The 21,387-nt window shown below is 61.8% G+C and carries 17 protein-coding genes; 14 read left to right on the forward strand and 3 right to left on the reverse strand.

Annotated elements, in window-relative coordinates; all coding sequences use genetic code 11:
• Nucleotides 1-60 precede the first annotated feature (60 nt).
• The 5 genes from BFQ01_RS12170 (at nt 61) to BFQ01_RS12190 (ending at nt 4,389) form a co-directional block, all read left to right on the forward strand.
• Nucleotides 61-948, forward strand: coding sequence for a 3-keto-5-aminohexanoate cleavage protein (locus BFQ01_RS12170; protein ID WP_065925463.1), 888 nt, complete (start codon nt 61-63; stop codon nt 946-948).
• An 83-nt stretch (nt 949-1,031) separates the two neighbouring features.
• Nucleotides 1,032-1,997, forward strand: coding sequence for an L-carnitine dehydrogenase (locus BFQ01_RS12175; RefSeq protein WP_065925464.1), 966 nt, complete (start codon nt 1,032-1,034; stop codon nt 1,995-1,997).
• Nucleotides 1,998-2,010: 13 nt separating this feature from the next.
• A complete protein-coding gene (locus BFQ01_RS12180) occupies nt 2,011-2,487 on the forward strand; it encodes a thioesterase family protein (RefSeq protein ID WP_065925465.1) in 477 nt (158 codons plus the stop codon).
• Nucleotides 2,488-2,496: 9 nt separating this feature from the next.
• The gene (locus BFQ01_RS12185) at nt 2,497-3,657 is read left to right on the forward strand and encodes a gamma-butyrobetaine dioxygenase (RefSeq protein WP_065925466.1); all 1,161 of its coding nucleotides are present in this window, start codon (nt 2,497-2,499) and stop codon (nt 3,655-3,657) included.
• Nucleotides 3,658-4,125: 468 nt separating this feature from the next.
• Nucleotides 4,126-4,389 (forward strand): hypothetical protein, encoded by a 264-nt coding sequence (locus BFQ01_RS12190; RefSeq protein WP_065925467.1) that lies wholly within the window; start codon nt 4,126-4,128, stop codon nt 4,387-4,389.
• Nucleotides 4,390-4,432: 43 nt separating this feature from the next.
• Here BFQ01_RS12190 and BFQ01_RS12195 read toward each other — a convergent pair whose 3' ends face one another.
• Nucleotides 4,433-5,536 (reverse strand): choline metabolism transcriptional regulator GbdR, encoded by a 1,104-nt coding sequence (locus tag BFQ01_RS12195; RefSeq protein WP_065925468.1) that lies wholly within the window; start codon nt 5,534-5,536, stop codon nt 4,433-4,435.
• 451 nt (nt 5,537-5,987) lie between these two features.
• Nucleotides 5,988-7,364 (reverse strand): L-serine ammonia-lyase, encoded by a 1,377-nt coding sequence (locus tag BFQ01_RS12200; protein ID WP_065925469.1) that lies wholly within the window; start codon nt 7,362-7,364, stop codon nt 5,988-5,990.
• Between the two features lie 415 nt (nt 7,365-7,779).
• Here BFQ01_RS12200 and BFQ01_RS12205 point away from each other — a divergent pair, with 415 nt between their 5' ends.
• From BFQ01_RS12205 to choV, 3 genes are all read left to right on the forward strand, one after another.
• Nucleotides 7,780-8,727: a choline ABC transporter substrate-binding protein gene (locus BFQ01_RS12205; RefSeq protein WP_027606017.1), complete on the forward strand. Its 948-nt coding sequence runs from the start codon at nt 7,780-7,782 to the stop codon at nt 8,725-8,727.
• Between the two features lie 69 nt (nt 8,728-8,796).
• Nucleotides 8,797-9,642 carry a choline ABC transporter permease subunit gene (gene choW, locus BFQ01_RS12210; RefSeq protein ID WP_065925470.1) on the forward strand — a complete coding sequence of 282 codons (846 nt, stop codon included), beginning with the start codon at nt 8,797-8,799 and terminating at the stop codon, nt 9,640-9,642.
• Nucleotides 9,639-10,817, forward strand: a complete 1,179-nt coding sequence (gene choV, locus BFQ01_RS12215; protein ID WP_065925471.1) for a choline ABC transporter ATP-binding protein — start codon at nt 9,639-9,641, stop codon at nt 10,815-10,817. The genes choW and choV overlap by 4 nt, the downstream gene beginning before the upstream one ends.
• A gap of 110 nt (nt 10,818-10,927) precedes the next feature.
• On the opposite strand, the gene BFQ01_RS12220 is transcribed toward choV, so the two are convergent.
• Nucleotides 10,928-12,862, reverse strand: a complete 1,935-nt coding sequence (locus BFQ01_RS12220) for a BCCT family transporter (RefSeq protein WP_242001078.1) — start codon at nt 12,860-12,862, stop codon at nt 10,928-10,930.
• Between the two features lie 390 nt (nt 12,863-13,252).
• Between BFQ01_RS12220 and betI the strand changes: the two genes are divergently transcribed.
• The 6 genes from betI to BFQ01_RS12250 all read left to right on the forward strand — a co-directional run bounded on the left by betI (nt 13,253) and on the right by BFQ01_RS12250 (nt 21,376).
• Nucleotides 13,253-13,846, forward strand: coding sequence for a transcriptional regulator BetI (gene betI, locus BFQ01_RS12225; protein WP_053128113.1), 594 nt, complete (start codon nt 13,253-13,255; stop codon nt 13,844-13,846).
• Nucleotides 13,847-13,956: 110 nt separating this feature from the next.
• The gene (betB, locus tag BFQ01_RS12230) at nt 13,957-15,429 is read left to right on the forward strand and encodes a betaine-aldehyde dehydrogenase (protein ID WP_065925473.1); all 1,473 of its coding nucleotides are present in this window, start codon (nt 13,957-13,959) and stop codon (nt 15,427-15,429) included.
• A gap of 163 nt (nt 15,430-15,592) precedes the next feature.
• The gene (gene betA, locus BFQ01_RS12235) at nt 15,593-17,296 is read left to right on the forward strand and encodes a choline dehydrogenase (protein ID WP_065925474.1); all 1,704 of its coding nucleotides are present in this window, start codon (nt 15,593-15,595) and stop codon (nt 17,294-17,296) included.
• Nucleotides 17,297-17,502: 206 nt separating this feature from the next.
• Nucleotides 17,503-18,945 carry a TldD/PmbA family protein gene (locus tag BFQ01_RS12240; protein WP_065925475.1) on the forward strand — a complete coding sequence of 481 codons (1,443 nt, stop codon included), beginning with the start codon at nt 17,503-17,505 and terminating at the stop codon, nt 18,943-18,945.
• A complete protein-coding gene (locus BFQ01_RS12245; protein ID WP_065925476.1) occupies nt 18,945-20,261 on the forward strand; it encodes a TldD/PmbA family protein in 1,317 nt (438 codons plus the stop codon). Before BFQ01_RS12240 ends, BFQ01_RS12245 begins: the two co-directional genes overlap by 1 nt.
• Before the next feature lie 224 nt (nt 20,262-20,485).
• Nucleotides 20,486-21,376: an alpha/beta fold hydrolase gene (locus tag BFQ01_RS12250; RefSeq protein WP_065925477.1), complete on the forward strand. Its 891-nt coding sequence runs from the start codon at nt 20,486-20,488 to the stop codon at nt 21,374-21,376.
• The last annotated feature ends 11 nt before the right edge of the window (nt 21,377-21,387 follow it).

Below are 21,387 nucleotides of genomic sequence, written 5' to 3' on the forward strand. Positions count from 1 at the left end.
GCTCCTGGCTGCGAACGGCACCGTACGCCTTGAAATCACACGCCCGTAAGGAACCGCCCCATGAACCACGACGTCATCATCACCTGCGCACTCACCGGTGCTGGCGACACGACCGCCAGAAGCCCACACGTGCCGGTCACCCCCAAGCAAATCGCCGCCGCTGCGGTGGAAGCCGCCAAGGCGGGCGCCACCGTGGTGCACTGCCATGTGCGCGACCCCGAGACCGGCAAGTTCAGCCGCGACGTTGCCCTGTATCGCGAAGTGATGGAGCGCATCCGCGAGGCTGACATCGACATCATCGTCAACCTCACCGCCGGCATGGGCGGCGACCTCGAGATCGGCGGCGGCGAGCACCCGATGGAATTCGGTCCCAATACCGACCTGGTCGGCCCGCTGACCCGCCTGGCCCATGTGGAAGAGCTGCTGCCGGAAATCTGCACCCTGGACTGCGGCACCCTGAACTTCGGTGACGGCGACACGATTTACGTCTCCACCCCGGCGCAGTTGCGTGCGGGCGCCAAGCGCATCCAGGAACTGGGCGTGAAGGCCGAGCTGGAAATCTTCGACACCGGCCACCTGTGGTTCGCCAAGCAGATGATCAAGGAAGGCCTGCTCGACAACCCGCTGTTCCAACTGTGCCTGGGCATCCCATGGGGTGCGCCGGCCGACACCACCACCATGAAGGCCATGGTCGACAACCTCCCCGCCGACGCGGTGTGGGCCGGGTTCGGGATCGGCCGCATGCAAATGCCCATGGCCGCGCAAGCGGTGCTGCTGGGCGGCAACGTACGGGTCGGCCTGGAAGACAACCTGTGGCTGGACAAGGGCGTACTCGCCACCAACGGCCAACTGGTGGAACGCGCCAGTGAAATTCTCAGCCGCCTGGGCGCACGGGTCATGACCCCGGCGGAAGGCCGCATCAAGATGGGCCTGACCAAGCGCGGCTAAAAAATGTGGGAGGGGGCTTGCTCCCTCCCACAGTTTGAGCCGGTTCCCAAAACAGAATGTGTGAATACTTCAGGATCGTCGCCATGCGCTTTATCACTGAGATCAAAACCTTCGCCGCCCTCGGCAGCGGTGTCATCGGCAGCGGCTGGGTGTCCCGTGCCCTGGCCCACGGCCTCGACGTGGTCGCCTGGGACCCCGCACCGGGTGCCGAAGCGGCGTTGCGCAAACGCGTCGCCAATGCCTGGGGCGCCCTGGAAAAACAGGGCCTGGCACCCGGCGCCGCGCAAGACCGCCTGCGCTTTGTGGCCACCATCGAAGAATGTGTGAAAGACGCCGACTTCATCCAGGAAAGCGCCCCGGAACGCCTGGAACTGAAGTTGGAATTGCACAGCAGGATCAGCGCCGCGGCCAAGCCCAATGCACTGATCGGTTCGAGTACCTCAGGGTTGTTGCCGAGTGAGTTCTACGAGGGCTCGACCCACCCGGAACGCTGTGTGGTCGGCCATCCGTTCAACCCGGTCTATCTGCTGCCGCTGGTGGAAGTGGTCGGCGGCAAGCACACCGCGCCGCAAGCGATCCAGGCCGCGATCAAGGTGTATGAATCCCTCGGCATGCGCCCGCTGCATGTGCGCAAGGAGGTCCCCGGGTTTATCGCCGACCGCTTGCTCGAAGCGCTGTGGCGCGAGGCGTTGCACCTGGTGAATGACGGCGTGGCCACCACCGGCGAGATCGACGATGCCATCCGCTTTGGCGCCGGCCTGCGCTGGTCGTTCATGGGCACATTCCTCACCTACACCCTGGCGGGTGGCGATGCGGGCATGCGCCACTTCATGGCGCAGTTCGGCCCGGCGTTGCAATTGCCGTGGACCTACCTGCCGGCTCCGGAGCTGACCGACAAGTTGATCGACGATGTGGTCGATGGCACCAGCGAGCAACTGGGCAAACACAGCATTTCGGCGCTGGAACGCTATCGTGATGATTGCCTGCTGGCGGTGCTGGAAGCGGTGAAAACCACCAAAGCCAAGCACGGCATGACCTTCGCCGAATAACGGAACCCTCACCATGCCTGCACTGACCACCTACACCACCCCAGTCCTTGCCGACTGGGTGGACTACAACGGCCACCTGCGCGACGCGTTCTACCTGCTGATCTTCAGCTACGCCACCGACGCGCTGATGGACACCCTCGGCCTGGACAGTGAAAACCGCGAAGCCAGCGGCCATTCGCTGTTCACCCTGGAACTGCACCTGAACTACCTGCACGAAGTGAAACTCGGTGCCGAAGTGGAGGTGCACACGCAACTGATCGCCCACGACGCCAAGCGCCTGCACCTTTATCACAGCCTGCATTTAGTGGGCGATGAGAAAGCATTGGCCGGCAACGAACAGATGCTGCTGCACGTCGACCTGGCGGGTCCGCATTCGGCCCCATTTGCCGAGGCGACATTGGAGAAACTCATTGCGATCAGCGCTGAGCAAGCCGACCTGCCAAGGCCCGCCCTCCTCGGCCGGGTGATTGGACTGCCCCCAAAAAAATAAGGAGCCATCATGCAAACCGCCGCCGCTGTTGCCGATTTCCGTATTTACCCGAAACGCTTCGACCTCGCCGATGCACAGGTGCTGGACGATCAGGTTCGCGTGACATGGGCCGATGGCCGGGTCAGCCCGTTTCACCATCAGTGGCTGCGGGACAACTGCCCGTGCACGCAATGCGTGTACAGCGTGACCCGCGAGCAAGTGCTGGAAATTGTCGATGTGGATGAAAACCTCAGCGCCATCAGCGTGCGTATCGACCAGGGCTTCCTCAGCGTGGAATGGCACGGCGGTCATCGCAGCCGGTACGATCCCGGCTGGCTGCGGGCCCATGCCTACGACGATGAATCCCGCGCCGAACGCCGGGCGGCGAAACCAAAATCGCGGCTCTGGGACAACACCTTCGAACTGCCTATATTCGACTACGCGGCGGTCATGCAAGACCCTGCGGCGCTGCTGCAATGGCTGCTGGCCTTGCGTGACGCGGGCCTGACGCAAATGCGCGGCGTACCCACCGAACCCGGCTCCCTGGCGCGTGTTGCCCAGCGTATTTCATTTATCCGCGAGAGCAATTTCGGCGTGCTGTTCAACGTGCAATCCAAGGCCGATGCCGACAGCAATGCCTACACCGCTTTCAACCTGCCCTTGCACAGTGATTTGCCGACCCGGGAGCTGCAACCGGGGCTGCAATTCCTGCATTGCCTGGTCAACGATGCCGACGGGGGCGAAAGTATTTTTGTCGATGGGTTTGCCATCGCCAATGCCCTGCGCGAGGAAGATCCCGAAGCGTTTCGTGCCTTGTGTGAAATACCCGTGGAGTTTCGCAACAAAGACCGCCACAGCGACTATCGTCGCCTCGCGCCGATCATCGCATTGGACGCACTGGGGGATGTGGCAGAGATTCGCATGGCCAACTTTTTGCGTGGGCCGTTCGAGACGTCGGTGGCGCAGATGCCGTTGCTGTATCAGGCTTATCGACGCTTTATCGCGATGACGCGCGAGGCGCGCTTTCGGCTGGTCAAGCGCCTGAACCCGGGCGAGCTGTGGTGCTTCGATAACCGCCGCACGTTGCATGCGCGCAATGCGTTTGATCCCACTTCGGGGGCGCGGCATTTCCAGGGATGCTATATCGATCGCGACGAGTTGCTCTCAAGGATATTGGTGTTACAGCGGTAAACCGTGGTGCCCCCGATGAGCATAGGTATCTACACATCTTGAGCCGAGCCCCCTGCGTAGCAGCTGTCGAGCCTTGGCGAGGCTGCGTCGGCGGTGTGTCAGACGCGCCGCAAACGCAGCCTCGCCAAGGCTCGACAGCTGCTACGCGTTATCCTACTGAAGTTGTGTAGATACTTGTGCCCCGATGAGGCCGGCACAGACACCGAAAAAACCCAGGCAAAAAAAGCCCCGATCCAGCCGTGACTGGATCGGGGCAGAGGTGCCTTGTGAGAGCGTTACATCCCGAGGGTGACCAAACCATCAAGCTGTGTGCCTGGGTTCAGTGTGCCGGTAAGTGCCTTCGGCAAATGGCCCGAAAACGACATGCCCATAGCCATCTGAGGCATTCGTGCATTCTGCCCTTGCCGACCGCTTGGGTGGCTACCAGAATCGAGGTCGAACCCCGCTCCCCTCACCAGGATAAACGTCATGATGCATGCGGATTTGATTGACCAGGATGACCTGCTGAGCCAACTGCGCTCGCTGGGTTTCGAAGTCTCCAGCGGCTCTACTGCCGAGCAGGCCTGCGAATGTGCCGTACGCGGTTTGAGCGAAGCACGGGCCAAGGCGCTCAAGGGTATGGTTGAGCAGATGTACACCGGCAGTGCGACGATTTTGCCGGCGGTGCGCCAGGCGATCGATAAGCAACTGTTGCCGGCGCTGATGCAGTTCAAGCAGAACTCCGGCGCCTGACAGACCGCTATCGGGGGCAAGCCCCCGATGCAGTCAACTCGGTTTAGAGCCGTACACTCGCGAAAGTCGACTCATTGCGCGCCTGGCTCAACGCCGCCATCGGTCCCGACAGCGGTGATAACACCAGCGCCTGCGGAATCGGCATCATCGCCACCTGCTGGGTGGTGTTGGAGCCTACGCGCTCATCCCGTGGCGGAATGCCGAAGTATTCGCGGTAGCACTTGGAGAAGTGCGGCGTGGAGACAAACCCGCACACCGAGGCCACTTCGATGATCGACATCGGCGTTTGCTTGAGCAACTGCCGCGCGCGAATCAGGCGCAGCTTGAGGTAATAGCGCGACGGCGAGCAGTGCAGGTATTTCTGGAACAGCCGCTCCAGCTGGCGACGCGACACGGCGACGTACACCGCCAGTTCGTCGAGGTCGATCGGCTCTTCGAGGTTGGCTTCCATCAGCGCGACGATTTCCTGCAGCTTCGGCTGGTTGGTGCCAAGCATGTGCTTGAGCGGCACACGCTGGTGATCCTGTTCGTTGCGGATGCGCTCGTACACGAACATCTCGGAGATCGCCGCCGACAGTTCACGGCCATGGTCGCGGCTGATCAGGTGCAGCATCATGTCCAACGGCGCGGTGCCGCCCGAACTGGTGAAGCGGTTGCGGTCGAGGGTGAACAAACGGGTGCTCATCGACACACGCGGGAAGGCTTCCTGCATCGACGCCAGGCATTCCCAGTGCACGCTGCAATCAAAACCGTCGAGCAGACCGGCACAGGCCAGGGCCCAGCTGCCGGTGCACACTGCGCCAAGGCGACGGGACTGGCGCGCCTGGCTTTGCAGCCACGACACATGCTCACGGGTCACGGTACGCTGGATACCCACGCCGCCGCACACAATCACAGTGTCCAGGGCCGGGGCTTTGTGCATGGAGGCATCGGGGGTGATTTGCAGACCGTCGCTGGCCCATACCTGGTTGCCGTCGACACTCAGGGTTGTCCAGCGATACAGCTCGCGGCCGGACAGCTGGTTGGCCATGCGCAGCGGTTCCACGGCCGAGGCCAGGGAAATCAGCGTGAAATTGTCCAGCAGCAAAAAGCCGATGGATTGAGGCGCACGGTTCTGGGGTTGGGCCCCGGAGTTGAACGACGTCATGGCGGTATCTCCTCACACAAAGCAGGTGATGGCCTCAGGCGAGGCTCTTGTTATTGCGCTCTTCATCCGGCAAGGCGAGAGGCTTTGAATTGGTAGAGCAAATGCCATGCCTAAATTTGAATGGCTATTCAACAAATCCTGAAAACGACCTGATGACGCGTCTAAATAAGCCCGCGCGAGGAGTACGGGATATGGCTGAAATAGACGTCGGAGCGGCCCTGCTCAAGGTGTGTGAGCAGTTCGGTATCACTTGTGGGAAGGCGCTTTCAGCGCGTAGGAAAAGTCTGTCACCGCACGCACAGGTGACGGGTGGTCGAGGGGGAAATCGTTTGGAAGCTACTTATCTGTTTGCGACGCGCTAAAAGGTGGCGCTGTGGGGTCTGTGTGTTCACTTGTGGTGAGCGGGCTTGCCCCGCTCACCACAAAGGCCCCACTCATCACAACAAGCTCATCAGCACTCCACCGCGCTGACCGCCAACCCGCCCCGGGACGTCTCCTTGTACTTGTCATGCATATCCGCCCCGGTATCGCGCATAGTGCGGATCACGCGGTCCAGGGAGATAAAGTGCTGGCCATCACCGCGCAGGGCCATCTGCGCCGCGTTGATCGCCTTCACCGCGGCAATCGCATTGCGCTCGATGCACGGCACTTGCACCAGCCCGCCCACCGGGTCGCAGGTCAGGCCGAGGTTGTGCTCCAGGCCGATTTCGGCGGCGTTGCACAGTTGCTCCGGGGTTGCGCCGAGGATCTCTGCCAGCCCGGCAGCGGCCATGGCGCAGGCCGAACCCACTTCACCCTGGCAACCGACTTCGGCCCCGGAGATCGAGGCGTTCTTCTTGCACAGGATCCCCACCGCCGCTGCACTGAGCAGGTAGTCGACCACGTTGGCTTCGGTGACTTCGTCGCTGAACTTCATGAAGTAGTGCAGCACCGCCGGAATGATCCCCGCCGCACCGTTGGTGGGCGCCGTGACCATGCGCCCACCGGCGGCGTTTTCTTCATTCACCGCCAGGGCGAACAGGTTGACCCACTCCATCGCACTCAAGGTCGAGCCGATCACATTCGGCTTGTTCAACTCCTGCAGACTGCGGTGCAACTTGGCGGCACGACGGCGCACATTGAGGCCGCCGGGCAGGATGCCTTCGTGCTTGAGGCCCTCCTCCACGCACGCCTGCATGGCGCGCCAGAGCTTCATCAGGCCACTGCGGATTTCGTCTTCGGAGCGCCAGACTTTTTCATTGGCCAGCATCAACTCGGCAACGCGCAGGTTGTGGGTCTTGCACAGCTGCAGCAACTCCACCGCGCTGGAGAAATCATAGGGCAACTCGGTGCGGTCCATGTCCGCCACACCGCTCTGCGCCTGGGCTTCATCCACCACAAAACCACCGCCCACTGAGTAGTAGGTGTCGCGGTGCAGCTCGCCTTCATCGCCGTACACCACCAGGGTCATGGCGTTGGGGTGGAACGGCAGGTTTTCGTCGAGCAGGCGCATGTCCCGGGCCCACACGAACGGCACGGGCAAACGCCCATCGAGCAGCAATGTGTCGGTTTCGCGCAGGGTGTGGATGCGCAGGCCGATCTGCGACGGATCGATCGCGTCCGGCCACTCGCCCATCAGGCCCATGATGGTGGCGGTGTCGCTGCCGTGGCCGATGCCGGTGGCGGACAGCGAACCGTACAGCTGAACTTCGACACGCCTGACTTGTTCCAACAGTTCACGTTCACGTAACCCCTGGACGAACAACGCCGCGGCGCGCATGGGGCCGACGGTGTGAGAACTGGAAGGCCCGATGCCGATCTTGAACAGGTCGAAAACACTGATAGCCATTACGGTAGAACTCCTCGATAAGCACGGCCAGGCTTGAACGAGGTGCTACGCTCAGATCGCCCAGATGGCGGCATCATCAAGCTTTTGCTGTCGCTCACGGCGTCTCACACCGACGCACCCATGCTCACCAGCGTCGCTCCCGTGCGATCGCCTGTTTCAGCCGTTTTTAGCGGTGCAGACGGGCAAAAACAGCGGTTTTACCTTGGGAAAAACCTGTAAGCGACGTCACCGACACTGGATACGACCCTCCCTGTACTGGATACGACGCCCCCTGTAGGCGTCAGATTTTCACTGGTACATGATCAGTCTCGACTCGTTTGCAAGGCACCGTGGCAGAGCTGTTGCCGCACGCTCCAACCGCAACACTTATAAAGCGCGGCGAATGCCGCCAGAAAAAACACAGGAGTCTACCCAGATGAAAGGTTCACCCTCGTTGTTGTTGGCCGCCATGCTGAGTCTGCCAGTCATGGCGCACGCCGCAGAACCGGAACAGTGCAAGACCGTCAACTTCTCCGATGTCGGCTGGACCGACATCACCGTCACGACCGCGACCACCAGCGAAATCCTCAAGGGCCTGGGCTACAAGACCAAGACCACGATGATTTCCGTTCCTGTGACCTACAAGTCCCTGGCCGACGGCAAGAACATGGACGTGTTCCTCGGCAACTGGATGCCGACCATGGAAAACGACATCAAGCAGTACCGTGATGCCGGCACCGTGGAAACCGTGCGCGCCAACCTGGAAAACGCCAAGTACACCCTGGCGGTACCCGAGGCGCTGTACAACAAGGGCCTGAAAGACTTCGCCGATATCGCCAAATTCAAGGATGAGCTGGGCGGCAAGATCTACGGCATCGAGCCGGGTAACGACGGCAACCGCACCATCCAGACGCTGATCGACAAAGACGCCTTCGGCCTCAAGACCGCCGGTTTCAAAGTGGTCGAATCCAGCGAAGCCGGGATGCTTTCCCAGGTTGAGCGCGCCACCAAGCGTGACCAGGCCATCGTGTTCCTCGGCTGGGAACCGCACCCGATGAACACCCGCTTCAAGATGAAGTACCTGACCGGGGGTGACGATTCGTTCGGCCCCAACTACGGCCAGGCCACCATCTATACCAACACCCGCAAGGGCTACACCGAGGAATGCAGCAACGTCGGTCAGTTGCTGAAGAACCTGGTGTTCACCTTGAACATGGAAAGCACCCTGATGGGTAACGTCCTGGACGACAAGATGAAGCCCGATGCCGCCGCCAAGGCCTGGCTGAAAAAGAACCCGCAAGTCCTCGACACCTGGCTCGCCGGAGTCAATACCGTCGATGGCAAACCAGGCCTGGAGGCCGTCAAAGCGTATCTCGCCAAGTAATCCCGCTGACCCCGGGGCGGTGCGCTGCCCCGGGATGTTTTCCCTCTTCGCATGTGGACATTCACTACCATGCTGACTGAACAGAAAATCCCACTAGGCCAGTACATCGCTGCCTTCGTCGAATGGTTGACCCAACACGGCGCCAACTACTTCGACGCAATCGCATCGACACTGGAAACGATGATCCACGGCGTGACGTTCGCGCTGACCTGGTTCAATCCGCTGGCATTGATCGGTCTGATTGCGCTGCTGGCTCACTTTATTCAACGTAAATGGGGACTGACTGTTTTTGTCATCGTCTCTTTCCTGCTGATCCTCAACCTGGGGTACTGGCAGGAAACCATGGAGACCCTCGCGCAGGTGCTGTTCGCCACCCTGGTCTGCGTGGTCATCGGTGTGCCGCTGGGCATTGTTGCCGCGCACAAACCGCTGTTCTACACCATGATGCGGCCGGTGCTCGATCTGATGCAGACCGTGCCGACCTTCGTCTACCTCATCCCTACCCTGACCCTCTTCGGGCTGGGTGTGGTGCCCGGACTGATTTCCACGGTGGTGTTCGCGATTGCCGCGCCGATCCGCCTGACCTACCTGGGTATCCGTGATGTACCGCAAGAGTTGATGGACGCCGGCAAGGCCTTTGGCTGCTCGCGCCGTCAGTTGCTCTCGCGCATTGAACTGCCCCACGCCATGCCGAGCATCGCTGCCGGTATTACCCAATGCATCATGCTGTCGTTGTCGATGGTGGTGATCGCGGCCCTGGTGGGCGCCGACGGCCTCGGTAAGCCGGTGGTCAACGCGCTGAACACCGCCGATATCGCCCTGGGCTTTGAAGCCGGCCTGGCGATTGTGCTGCTGGCCATCATGCTCGACCGCATCTGCAAACAACCCGACGCCAAAGTAGGGGGTGATGCATGAGCATTATCCGATTCGACAATGTCGACGTGATCTTCTCCAAAGACCCACGCGAAGCGCTCAAGCTGCTGGACCAGGGCATGAGCCGTAACGAGATCCTGAAAAAAACCGGGCAGATTGTCGGCGTTGAAAAAGCCAGCCTGGATGTGGAAAAAGGCGAGATCTGCGTGCTGATGGGCCTGTCTGGCTCCGGCAAGTCGAGCCTGCTGCGCTGCATCAACGGCCTCAACACCGTCAGCCGTGGCCAACTGTTCGTCGAGCATGAAGGTCGCCAGATCGACATCGCCTCCTGCAGCCCCGCCGAGCTGAAAATGATGCGCACCAAGCGCATCGCCATGGTGTTCCAGAAGTTCGCCCTGATGCCCTGGCTGACGGTGCGCGAGAACATCAGCTTTGGTCTGGAAATGCAGGGCCGCCCGGAAAAAGAACGGCGCAAGCTGGTGGACGAGAAACTCGAGCTGGTGGGCCTGACCCAGTGGCGCAACAAGAAGCCCGATGAGCTGTCCGGCGGCATGCAACAACGCGTCGGCCTGGCCCGCGCGTTGGCGATGGACGCCGACATCCTGCTGATGGACGAGCCCTTCTCCGCCCTCGACCCGCTGATCCGCCAGGGCCTGCAGGACGAGTTGCTGGAACTGCAAAGCAAGCTGAGCAAGACCATCGTGTTCGTCAGCCACGACCTCGACGAGGCGCTCAAGCTGGGCAGCCGCATCGCGATCATGAAAGACGGCAAGATCATCCAGTACAGCGTGCCGGAAGAGATCGTGCTGAACCCGGCGGACGACTACGTACGCACCTTCGTCGCCCATACCAACCCGCTGAACGTACTGTGCGGCCGCAGCCTGATGCGCACACTGGACAACTGCAAACGCGTCAACGGTTCGGTGTGCCTCGACCCGGGCGGCGATTCGTGGCTGGACCTGTCCGAAGGCAACACCATCCAGGGCGCCCGCCAGAATGGCATGGTGATGAACCTGCAGAACTGGGCGCCGGGGCAACCGGTGGAAGGTTTGGGCCGGGTACCGACCCTGGTGGATTCGAATATCGGCATGCGTGATGCGCTGCAGATTCGTTACCAGACGGGGAACAAGCTGGTGTTGCATGACAACAACCAGGTGGTGGGGATCCTTGGCGACAGTGAGCTCTACCACGCCCTGCTGGGCAAAAACCTGGGCTAGCAAACACCGCAAACGCCAGTGCAGAAACCGGGTCAAACATGTGGGAGGGGGCTTGCCCCCCACATTTTTTGCCCCAGTGATGTCAGTGACACCACCGGGCTTTCAACGCATCAGCTATAGACACGGCCAAGGAGCTGCCGATGGCTTTCAAACTGATCGAGCACGTCCCGGGTGATCTGTTCCTGGGCGAAGCCCATCAGGTCGTATTCCTGAGGCCCGTTGTGCAGGTACACCTCGGCCCGGTAATAGCGGGTGCGTTCTTCTTCGGGCAGGTCGCTCGGTGCCGACGAGTAAGCATCCAGGCTCACTTCATAAACGAAGGGGTTGCCCTCTTCCATCTCGATGCGCACACCGATGCAGCGCTTGGACTTGCCCAACAGCGTCTGCACTTCCAACCCTTGCTCACGCAACGCGACCGCCGCCTCTTCCAGCGCCGGCGTGACGTGCTTGTCCATAAAGCGCTGCACAGTGCCCTGGCTCGGTTGCAGGTCGAGTGCCGTCAAGCGCTCGCTGAAGCCACGACGCCCGCGTTCAGCCAGTTGCGCCTGCTCCTGTTCGATCGCCACGTCCTGGCGCATCGCCTTGTGCAAACCGAACATAAAGAAAATCAGCACCACCGAGAACGGCAGCCCCGCCAGCACCACCATGGTTTGCATGGCTTCGAAGTTGCCGGCAAACAGCAGGCCGATGGTCACCAGGGTGATCACCGCCGACCAGAAGATGCGCAGCCAGTGCGGCGCATCTTCATCCACATTGCCGCCTTTGCAGGAAAGGTTGGCCATCATCACCGCACCGGAATCCGCCGGGGTCAGGAACAGCACAAAGCCCACGAAGATCGACACGCCGATGACGATTTTCGACGCCGGGTAATGCTCCAGCAGTTGGTAGATGGCCATGGACGGTTGTTCCAGCGCCGTCTTGCCCAACTCCACCGCACCATGGTTCAACACCAGGTCCAGCGCCGAGTTACCGAAGATCGACAGCCACGCCAGGGTAAAGCCCAGGGGAATCAGCAACACGCCGGCCACCAGTTCACGCACCGTGCGGCCACGGGAAATCCGCGCGATGAACATGCCCACGAACGGTGCCCAGGAAATCCACCAGGCCCAGTAGAACAGGGTCCACAGGCCCATCCAGCGTTCGGTCTTGTCACCGTCGCCTTCGTACACATAGAGGTCGAAGGTTTTCAGCACGATGCCGTTGAGGTAGTCGCCGGTGTTCTGCACCAGGCCATTGAGCAGGTGCAGGGTCGGGCCGAACAGCAGCACAAAGATCAGCAAGCCGCTGAACAGCACGATATTGAGGTTGGACAGGCGGCGGATGCCGTTCTCCACGCCCGACACGGCGGCGATGGTCGCCACGGTGCTCATCACGATGATCACGATCAGCAGGTTGGTGTTGCTGTGCGCCATGCCGAACAGGTTTTCCAGGCCGGACGACACCTGCATCGAACCGATGCCCAGGTTGGTCACCAGGCCCAACAGGGTCACGAACATGCCGAAACCATCCACCGCGTGACCGGCCGCGCCCTTCACCCAACGCTCACCCACCAGCGGGTACAGCGCCGAACGCAAGGCCAGCGGCTGGTTATGCCGGTAGGCGAAGTACGCCACCGCCAGGCCGACCAGCGCATAGATCGCCCAGCCATGCAGGCCCCAGTGCAAAAAGGTCAACTGCAACGCCTGGCGTGCCGCGCCGTTGCTGGCGGCGGCGCCTTCGGGCGGGTTGAAGTAGTGATCCAGCGGCTCGGAGGCACCGAAGTACAGCAACGAGATACCGATGCCCGACGAGAACAGCATGCCGGCCCAGGCGCCGTAGCTGAAGTCCGGGGTGTCGTCCTTGCTGCCCAGTTTCAACTTGCCATAGGACGAAAACGCCAGGCCGACCACAAACACCAGGTAAGCGGCGATGACCACCATGTAGTACCAGCCGAAGCTTTTGGAAAGCCAGGCCTGGGCTACGCCGAGCATGCGCCCGGCCTCCTGCGGAGCGATGATCAGAATGGCGGTCAACAACAGAATCAGCGCGGTGGAGGTGTAGAACACCCAACCGTTGACCCGCACCTTTTCCGGCGGGGTCTTTATAAGAGAGGCAGAACTCATGGCGCAGATGCTCCAGGCAGTGCGAGAGAGAAACACAAGGCAACGGTTATCCCGGCCTATCGATTTTTCGGCAGTCGACGGACGGGTGTTATAAAGACACCCCGAAAATCCTTGAGCCCCACCAGGCAGTGGGCAGGCCTTGATACCGCCTGTTTCAAAGGTTTTTGCAGGTGCCGGATGTCGCGGCCTTCACGTAGGAAATACCTGTAGGCAGCGACCATTTGTCGCAGAGCTTATTCTTTGTTGATTGAACGTTCAATCAAAACAAAATAGACTGGCCTTCAAGTCGACGAACGTTCATCGCCCGTCGGCAGGCCTAAGGAGAGGTGCTACATGCCCAAGGTCGGTATGCAACCCATACGCCGCCAACAGTTGATCGAAGCCACATTGACGGCCATCGACCAGGTCGGAATGGGAGATGCCAGCATCGCGCTGATCGCCCGTTTGGCCGGGGTCTCGAACGGCATCATCAGTCACTACTTTCAGGACAAGAACGGCCTGATCGCCGCGACGATGCGCTACCTGATGAACGTGCTGATCGAGAACGTCCACGAACGCAGGCTTGCGCTGAAGGACGACAGCCCACGGGCGCACCTTCGGGTGATCATCGAGGGCAACTTCGACGCCAGCCAGGTCAATGGCCCGGCAATGAAAACCTGGCTGGCCTTCTGGGCCACCAGCATGCATCACCCGTCATTGCACAGGTTGCAGCGGATCAACGATCAACGTCTGTATTCCAACCTGTGCTGCCAGTTCCGCCGAGTGCTGCCGCTGCCGCACGCACGCAAAGCAGCCAGAGGCCTGGCGGCCCTGATCGACGGTTTGTGGTTGCGCGGTGCCCTGTCGGGAGACGCTTTCGACACGGCGCAGGCGCAACGGATCGCTTACGAATACATGGATTTCCAATTGGCCAAGCAGGTGAGTTAGAGCCCTTATAAACGCTCAACCCCTGAACGTCCGCCGCCCAGTGTTGCCACACCCTCATGGCCCACTTTGCGGCGGGTAACGCCAACCACTTATGCACTTGCGAGGACTTTATGGCCCGTTTCGACCTGCAAAAACTCTACATTGACGGCGGCTACAGCGACGCTGGCAGCGATGCCACCTTCGACGCCATCAACCCGGCTAACGGTGAAGTTCTCGCCCAAGTGCAACGCGCAACGTTCGACGACGTTGAACGTGCCGTGGTCAGCGCGGAAAAAGGCCAGAAAATCTGGGCCGCCATGACCGCCATGGAGCGTTCGCGCATCCTGCGTCGTGCCGTCGACATCCTGCGCGAGCGCAACGACGAACTGGCCGCCCTGGAAACCCTGGACACCGGTAAAGCCTTCTCCGAAACCCAGTACGTCGACATCGTCACCGGCGCCGACGTGCTGGAATACTACGCAGGCCTGGTACCGGCCATCGAAGGCGAGCAGATCCCTCTGCGCGACACCTCGTTCGTCTACACCCGCCGCGAGCCCCTGGGCGTGGTCGCCGGTATCGGCGCCTGGAACTACCCGATCCAGATCGCCCTGTGGAAATCCGCACCGGCCCTGGCCGCCGGTAACGCGATGATCTTCAAGCCAAGCGAAGTCACCTCGCTGACCACCCTGAAACTGGCCGAGATCTACACCGAAGCCGGCGTTCCAGCAGGCGTGTTCAACGTCTTGACCGGCAGCGGCCGTGAAGTCGGCACCTGGCTGACCGAGCACCCGCGCATCGAGAAAGTCTCGTTCACCGGCGGCACCGACACCGGCAAGAAAGTCATGGCCAGCGCTTCGAGCTCGTCGCTCAAGGAAGTGACCATGGAACTGGGCGGCAAGTCGCCGCTGATTGTGTTCGAAGACGCCGACCTGGATCGTGCGGCCGACATCGCGATGATGGCCAACTTCTACAGCTCCGGCCAGGTCTGCACCAACGGCACCCGCGTGTTCGTGCCCAAGCACCTGCAAGAGGCATTCGAAGCCAAGATCGTTGAGCGTGTTGCGCGCATCCGCGTTGGCGACCCCCAGGACGCCAACACCAATTTCGGTCCGCTGGTCAGCTTCGCCCACATGGAAAGCGTGCTGGGCTACATCGCCAAAGGCAAGGAAGAAGGCGCCCGCGTGCTGTGCGGCGGCGACCGCCTGACCGACGGCGACCTGGCCAAAGGCGCCTTTGTGGCCCCGACCGTGTTCACCGACTGCACCGACGAGATGACCATCGTCCGTGAAGAAATCTTCGGCCCGGTGATGAGCATCCTCACCTACGAAACCGAAGAAGAAGTGATCCGCCGCGCCAACGACACCGACTTCGGCCTGGCTGCGGGCCTTGTGACCAAGGACCTGAACCGCGCCCACCGCGTGATTCACCAGCTGGAAGCGGGCATCTGCTGGATCAACGCCTGGGGCGAATCCGACGCGAAAATGCCGGTGGGTGGCTACAAGCAATCCGGTGTGGGCCGTGAAAACGGCATCAGCTCGCTGAACAACTTCACCCGCATCAAATCGGTACAGGTTGAGCTGGGCGACTACGCCTCGGTGTTCTAAGCAACCCCACTCAACTCAGCGCGTATCGATCCCAAGGTCCGCCGTAGCAGCTGACGAGCGCAAGCGAGGCTGCGTAGCGATCTTGGGGTCTGCTACGCAGCCCAACGCAGCCTCGTTCCTCGGCAGCTGCTACGGGCGGCCAAACTTTTAAGAGGGTGCATTTATGTCCCAAGAATACGACTACATCATTGTGGGTGCCGGCTCCGCCGGTAACACCCTGGCGACCCGCCTGACCGAAGACGAAGGCGTCACCGTCCTGCTGCTGGAAGCCGGCGGCCCCGACTACCGCCTCGATTTCCGCACCCAGATGCCCGCCGCCCTGGCCTTCCCGCTGCAAGGCCGCCGCTACAACTGGGCGTACGAGACCGATCCGGAGCCACACATGGACGGCCGCCGGATGGAATGCGGACGCGGCAAGGGCCTGGGTGGCTCTTCGCTGATCAACGGCATGTGCTACATCCGTGGCAACGCCATGGACTACGACAACTGGTCGAAGCTGCCGGGCCTGGAAGACTGGAGCTACCTCGACTGCCTGCCGTATTTCCGCAAGGCCGAAACCCGCGACATCGGCCCCAACGACTGGCACGGCGGCGATGGCCCGGTCAGCGTGACCACACCTAAAGCCGGCAACAACCCGCTGTTCCACGCCATGGTTGAAGCGGGCGTGCAGGCCGGTTACCCGCGCACCGAGGACTTGAACGGCTACCAGCAGGAAGGCTTCGGCCCGATGGACCGCACCGTCACGCCTAACGGCCGTCGCGCCAGCACCGCGCGCGGTTACCTGGACACGGCCAAGAAGCGTTCGACTCTGACCATCGTCACCCACGCCCTCACCGACAAGGTGTTGTTCGAAGGCAAGCGTGCCGTTGGCGTGCGTTACCTGATCGGTGCCGCCGAAGAGCGCGTTGAAGCCCGTGCGCGTAAAGAAGTGCTGGTGTGCAGCGGCGCAATCGCTTCGCCGCAACTGCTGCAACGCTCCGGCGTCGGCCCGGCCAAGCTGCTGGAAAGCCTCGACATCCCGGTGGTCCACGACCTGCCTGGCGTCGGCGAAAACCTGCAGGACCACCTTGAGCTGTACCTGCAATATGCGTGCACCCAGCCGGTGTCGCTGTACCCGTCGCTGCTCTGGTACAACCAGCCGGCCATCGGTGCCGAGTGGCTGTTCAACGGCACCGGCATCGGCGCCAGCAACCAGTTCGAAGCGGGCGGTTTCATCCGTACCCGTGAAGAATTCGAATGGCCGAACATCCAGTACCACTTCCTGCCGGTCGCGATTAACTACAACGGCAGCAACGGTGTGAAAGAGCACGGTTTCCAGGCGCACATGGGCTCCATGCGCTCGCCGAGCCGTGGTCGCGTGCAACTGAAGTCGAAGAACCCACGGGACTACCCGAGCATCCTCTTCAACTACATGGCCACCGAGCAGGACTGGCAGGAATTCCGCGACGGCATCCGCCTGACCCGCGAAATCATGCAGCAGCCGGCACTGGACCCGTACCGTGGCCGCGAAATCAGCCCGGGTATCGAGGTGCAAACCGATGAGCAGTTGGACAAGTTCATCCGCGAGCACGCCGAAACCGCGTTCCACCCGTCCTGCTCATGCAAGATGGGCGACGACGAGATGGCCGTGGTCGATGGCGAAGGCCGCGTGCATGGCATGCAGGGCCTGCGCGTAGTCGATGCGTCGATCATGCCGATCATCACCACCGGCAACCTGAACGCGCCGACGATCATGATCGCCGAAAAAATCGCCGACAAGATCCGTGGCCGCCAGCCGCTGCCGCGCAGCACTGCCGACTACTACGTGGCCGGCGACGCGCCGGTGCGTGGCAAGCCGTTGCGTGAAGTGGGGCCATTGGCGCAATAACGCTAAACCCGGTGGTGAGCGGGCTTACACCCGCGCTGGAGTGCGCAGCGCTCCCAATATTTTTGGGACCGCTGCGCAGCCAATGTGGGGCAAGCCCGCTCGCCACAGGGGCACTTGCCACAAAGAATCACCTCTCCTTGATCGCTCCCCAGCCCAGGCCTACTCTGTGTGCCTGCCCGCGCTGAGCCGCCCACAAGGAAGGCCCCATGTTCGACCACCACGCCACACTCAAGCAGCACTTCAGTGCCCTGCGCACCACCGCCGAATTTTTCTCCCTGCGTTACGTGCGCGAGTCCGGCCAGTACCTGTCGGTGCGCAAGAACGTCGCCGAACCGCCGCACCTGAACCACGACGAAGGCGCCATGCTCACCGTGCGTTTGAACGGTGTGGAAACCTACGCCGCGACCCACGATATTTCCCTGCCTGGCCTGCAAGCCGCCCTCGAGCGCGCCGAACAGCAAGCCCGCCTGATAAAACCTCACGCCCTGCTCGACCTGCGCGACCAACCGGTGTCCAGCGACGTCGCCGACTACCTGTCGCCGCACCTCGAGCACGCCTTCCCGTCCTTGAGCGACTGCTACCAACTGCTCGGCGATGAGTCCTCTGCAGTGCCCCAGGACGAGCGCCTGGTGAACTGGGAAGTCAGCCTCGGCCTGACCCACGTCGAGCAGATCTACCTCAACAGTGCCGGCGCCGAACTGCGCCAGGCCCAGCGATTTGTGTTCCCCGGCGTCAACGTCACCGCCTACGACGGCAACGACAGCCAGTCGCGCACCCTCGGCGGCAGCAACTTCGGCCAGCAAGGCGGGTTTGACGTGATCAGCCGCTTCGGCCTGGTGGGCGCCGCGCCGCGCATTGCCGACGAAGCCCTGCAACTGCTGCTGGCGCCAAACACGCCCCAGGGCCCGCGCGACCTGCTGCTGATGCCCGACCAGATGATCCTGCAGATCCACGAGTCCATCGGCCACCCACTGGAACTCGACCGCATCCTCGGCGACGAGCGCAATTACGCCGGCACCAGTTTTGTGAAGGCCAGCGACTTCGGCCAACTGCAATACGGTTCCAAGCTGTTGAACGTGACGTTCGACCCGGACATTCCCGAGCAACTGGCCAGCTACGGCCATGACGACGACGGCACCGCCGCCAGCAAGCAATTCCTGATCCGCGAAGGGCTGCTGCTCAAGCCCCTGGGTGGGGCGTTGTCGCAGTTCCGCTCGGGCATGGGCGGCGTGGCCAACAGCCGCGCCAGCAGCTGGAACCGCCCGCCGATCGACCGCATGGCCAACCTGAATATCGAAGCCGGCGATAAGAACCTGGCGCAACTGATTGGCGGCATCGAAAGCGGCATCCTGATGTCGACCAACCGTTCGTGGTCCATCGACGATGCACGCAACAAGTTCCAGTTCGGCTGCGAGTGGGGCCAGTTGATTGAAAACGGCGAGCTCAAGGGCGTGGTAAAGAACCCCAACTACCGGGCGATTTCCGCGCAGTTCTGGCGCAACCTCAGCGCCGTGGGCGACGCCAGCACCTTCAAGGTGCTGGGCACGCCGAACTGCGGCAAGGGCGAGCCCAACCAGGTGATCCGCGTCGGCCATGCGTCGCCGGCCTGTGTGTTCAGCAACGTTGACGTATTTGGAGGAGATGCCTGATGAACACCTTCAAGGCATTGGTGCAGTGGCTCAAGCAGGCCATCACCGACAAGGAACAATTCCACCTGGGCTACGCGGCAGAATCGTCCGAGTTCGTGCGCTTCAACCACGCCAAGGTGCGTCAGGCCGGGCACGTGCAGCAGGCCAGCCTCAACCTCAAGCTGATCAGCGATGGCCGCCATGCCGACCTCGGCATCACCCTGGCCGGCGAGCCCGAGCTGGATCGCCAGCGCCTCGCCGACGGCCTGCGCCAATTGCGCGAAACCCTGCCGCTGCTGCCCCATGACCCGTACCTGCTGCTCAACCACAACGCCTGGCAAAGCCACAACGAACAGGCCCGCCCCCTGCCCGACCTGGCCCAGGTACTGGAAGAAATCAGCCAGGCCGCCGATGGCCTCGACCTGGTCGGCTTCTATGCCGCCGGCCCGATCAGCCGGGGCTTCGCCAGTTCGGACGGTGCGTTTGGCTGGCATCAGGCCAATAGCTTCAACTTCGATTTCAGCCTGTTCCACGCCAATGGCGAGGCGGTAAAAGCCAGCTACGCCGGCGACGCCTGGGACAGCGCCGAGTTCGCCCGGCGCTTCCAGCTGGCGCGTGAACAGCTGGAATTCCTCGGCCGCCCGCTGCACCCGTTGGCGCCCGGACAATACCGCGCCTACCTCGCGCCGGCGGCGCTGGAAGAAATCATCAGCATCATCACCTGGGGTGGTTTTTCCGCCCAGGCCATCGCCAGCAAAGGCAGCTCGTTGCAACGGCTGTATGCCCGCGAGCAGTCCTTGAGCCCCCTGGTGACGGTGAAAGAACATATCACCGACTCCCTGAGCCAGGCGTTCTCCAGCGAAGGCTACCCGCGCAGTGACGTCACCCTGATCAATGCCGGCCAGGCCGAGGGCCAACTGGTGAACTCCCGCAGCGCCGCCGAATATGGCCTCAGCGCCAACGGCGCCAGCGGCGATGAGTCACCGAGCGCCTTGCAGATCGCGGCGGGCAACCTGGCCCAGGCCGAGATCCTCAAGCAACTGGGCACCGGGCTCTACATCAGCAACCTGTGGTACCTGAACTACTCCGACCTGCCCGCCGCACGCCTGACCGGCATGACGCGCTTCGCCACGTTCTGGGTGGAAGACGGCGAGATCAAGGCGCCGGTCAGCACCATGCGTTTTGATGACAGCGTCTACCAGTTGCTCGGTTCGCAACTGGAAGCGCTGACCGCCGAGCGGGAACTGCTGCTGTCGGCCAGCACTTATAGCCAGCGCAATACCGCGTCCAACCTGTTACCGGGTGCCCTGGTTAAACGCCTGACCCTGACCCTGTAGATACCCCCCCCCTGTGGGAGCGGGCTTGCCCTCTCCCACCTTGTCCTGTGCTGATTTCAGACATCCCGGTTTCATCCCTTCCTACCGTAAATTCTCTTCCTCCCAGTCTGCACGGGCAGCCTGTTGTCGCCTGCGAAAAACCTCGTTATAACGGTTAGTGGCACCCCGCCACCCCACCCACGAGAGCACGACCTTGCCCGGGAAGGGCAAGCTGGAGCGTTGACATGAACCATGGAAGTTTTGTCATAGAAAAGCTGTTCAAGCACTACAACGTTCATGTTGAGCAACTGGGAAACGATTCGGAAAAGAACACCATTCTGATGGTCAATGGCGCACTGTCCACCACACGCTCATTCGCCCGTACCAGCAAATGCCTGGCCGAGCATTTCAATGTGTTGTTGTTCGACCTGCCCTTCTCGGGCTATTCCCGCGAACACAACACCGACCTCGACCTGGTGACCAAGGATGACGAGGTGCAAATCCTGCGCGCCCTGGTCGAACGCTTCCAGGTCAACCATCTGGTCTCGGCCTCCTGGGGCGGCATCTCCACGCTGCTGACCCTGGCGCACAACCCGCCGTCGATCGAAAGCTCGGTGGTGATGGCCCTGGCGCCCAACCTCAACCAGGCCATGCTCGACTATGTGGAGCGCGTGCGGGTGCTGATCGAGGCCGATGACAAATCCGCCGTCGGCCACCTGCTGAACGAGACCGTCGGCAAATACCTGTCGCCACGCCTCAAGCGCAACAACCATCGGCACCTGTCAAACATGGCCACCACCGAGTACCGCCAGGCGCGCTTTCATATCCACCAGGTGCTGGCATTGGGTGATGGCAACTACCTGCCGGCGCTGCGGCAGATCGAAACCCCGGTGCACTTTCTCAATGGTGCGCTGGACGAATACACCCCCGCCGCCGAGGCCCGACTGTTCAAACAGTACGTGGGCCACAGCAGCTTTGCGGTGGCCGAACACACTGGGCATTTACTCGACCTGGAGTCCCGCGAGGCCGCTTTGGCGGTGCACCGGGCGTTGTTGGATTTCCTGGTGGGAGAGCACGCGAACTTGTCGGACTTAGACGAACCGCCAGTGGGAAAAGGAGCGACGAATGGCGCATAATCGCCGACACA

It is taken from the genome of Pseudomonas sp. 8 R 14 (genome assembly GCF_900005955.1).
Taxonomy (GTDB): Bacteria; Pseudomonadota; Gammaproteobacteria; order Pseudomonadales; family Pseudomonadaceae; genus Aquipseudomonas; species Aquipseudomonas marginalis.

Coding starts and splice junctions, on each gene's coding strand:
- BFQ01_RS12170 (WP_065925463.1), top strand. CDS start 61: ATGAACCACGACGTCATCATCACCTGCGCACTCACCGGTGCTGGCGAC.
- BFQ01_RS12175 (WP_065925464.1), top strand. CDS start 1,032: ATGCGCTTTATCACTGAGATCAAAACCTTCGCCGCCCTCGGCAGCGGT.
- BFQ01_RS12180 (WP_065925465.1), top strand. CDS start 2,011: ATGCCTGCACTGACCACCTACACCACCCCAGTCCTTGCCGACTGGGTG.
- BFQ01_RS12185 (WP_065925466.1), top strand. CDS start 2,497: ATGCAAACCGCCGCCGCTGTTGCCGATTTCCGTATTTACCCGAAACGC.
- BFQ01_RS12190 (WP_065925467.1), top strand. CDS start 4,126: ATGATGCATGCGGATTTGATTGACCAGGATGACCTGCTGAGCCAACTG.
- BFQ01_RS12195 (WP_065925468.1), bottom strand. CDS start 5,536: ATGACGTCGTTCAACTCCGGGGCCCAACCCCAGAACCGTGCGCCTCAA.
- BFQ01_RS12200 (WP_065925469.1), bottom strand. CDS start 7,364: ATGGCTATCAGTGTTTTCGACCTGTTCAAGATCGGCATCGGGCCTTCC.
- BFQ01_RS12205 (WP_027606017.1), top strand. CDS start 7,780: ATGAAAGGTTCACCCTCGTTGTTGTTGGCCGCCATGCTGAGTCTGCCA.
- choW (WP_065925470.1), top strand. CDS start 8,797: ATGCTGACTGAACAGAAAATCCCACTAGGCCAGTACATCGCTGCCTTC.
- choV (WP_065925471.1), top strand. CDS start 9,639: ATGAGCATTATCCGATTCGACAATGTCGACGTGATCTTCTCCAAAGAC.
- betI (WP_053128113.1), top strand. CDS start 13,253: ATGCCCAAGGTCGGTATGCAACCCATACGCCGCCAACAGTTGATCGAA.
- betB (WP_065925473.1), top strand. CDS start 13,957: ATGGCCCGTTTCGACCTGCAAAAACTCTACATTGACGGCGGCTACAGC.
- betA (WP_065925474.1), top strand. CDS start 15,593: ATGTCCCAAGAATACGACTACATCATTGTGGGTGCCGGCTCCGCCGGT.
- BFQ01_RS12240 (WP_065925475.1), top strand. CDS start 17,503: ATGTTCGACCACCACGCCACACTCAAGCAGCACTTCAGTGCCCTGCGC.
- BFQ01_RS12245 (WP_065925476.1), top strand. CDS start 18,945: ATGAACACCTTCAAGGCATTGGTGCAGTGGCTCAAGCAGGCCATCACC.
- BFQ01_RS12250 (WP_065925477.1), top strand. CDS start 20,486: ATGAACCATGGAAGTTTTGTCATAGAAAAGCTGTTCAAGCACTACAAC.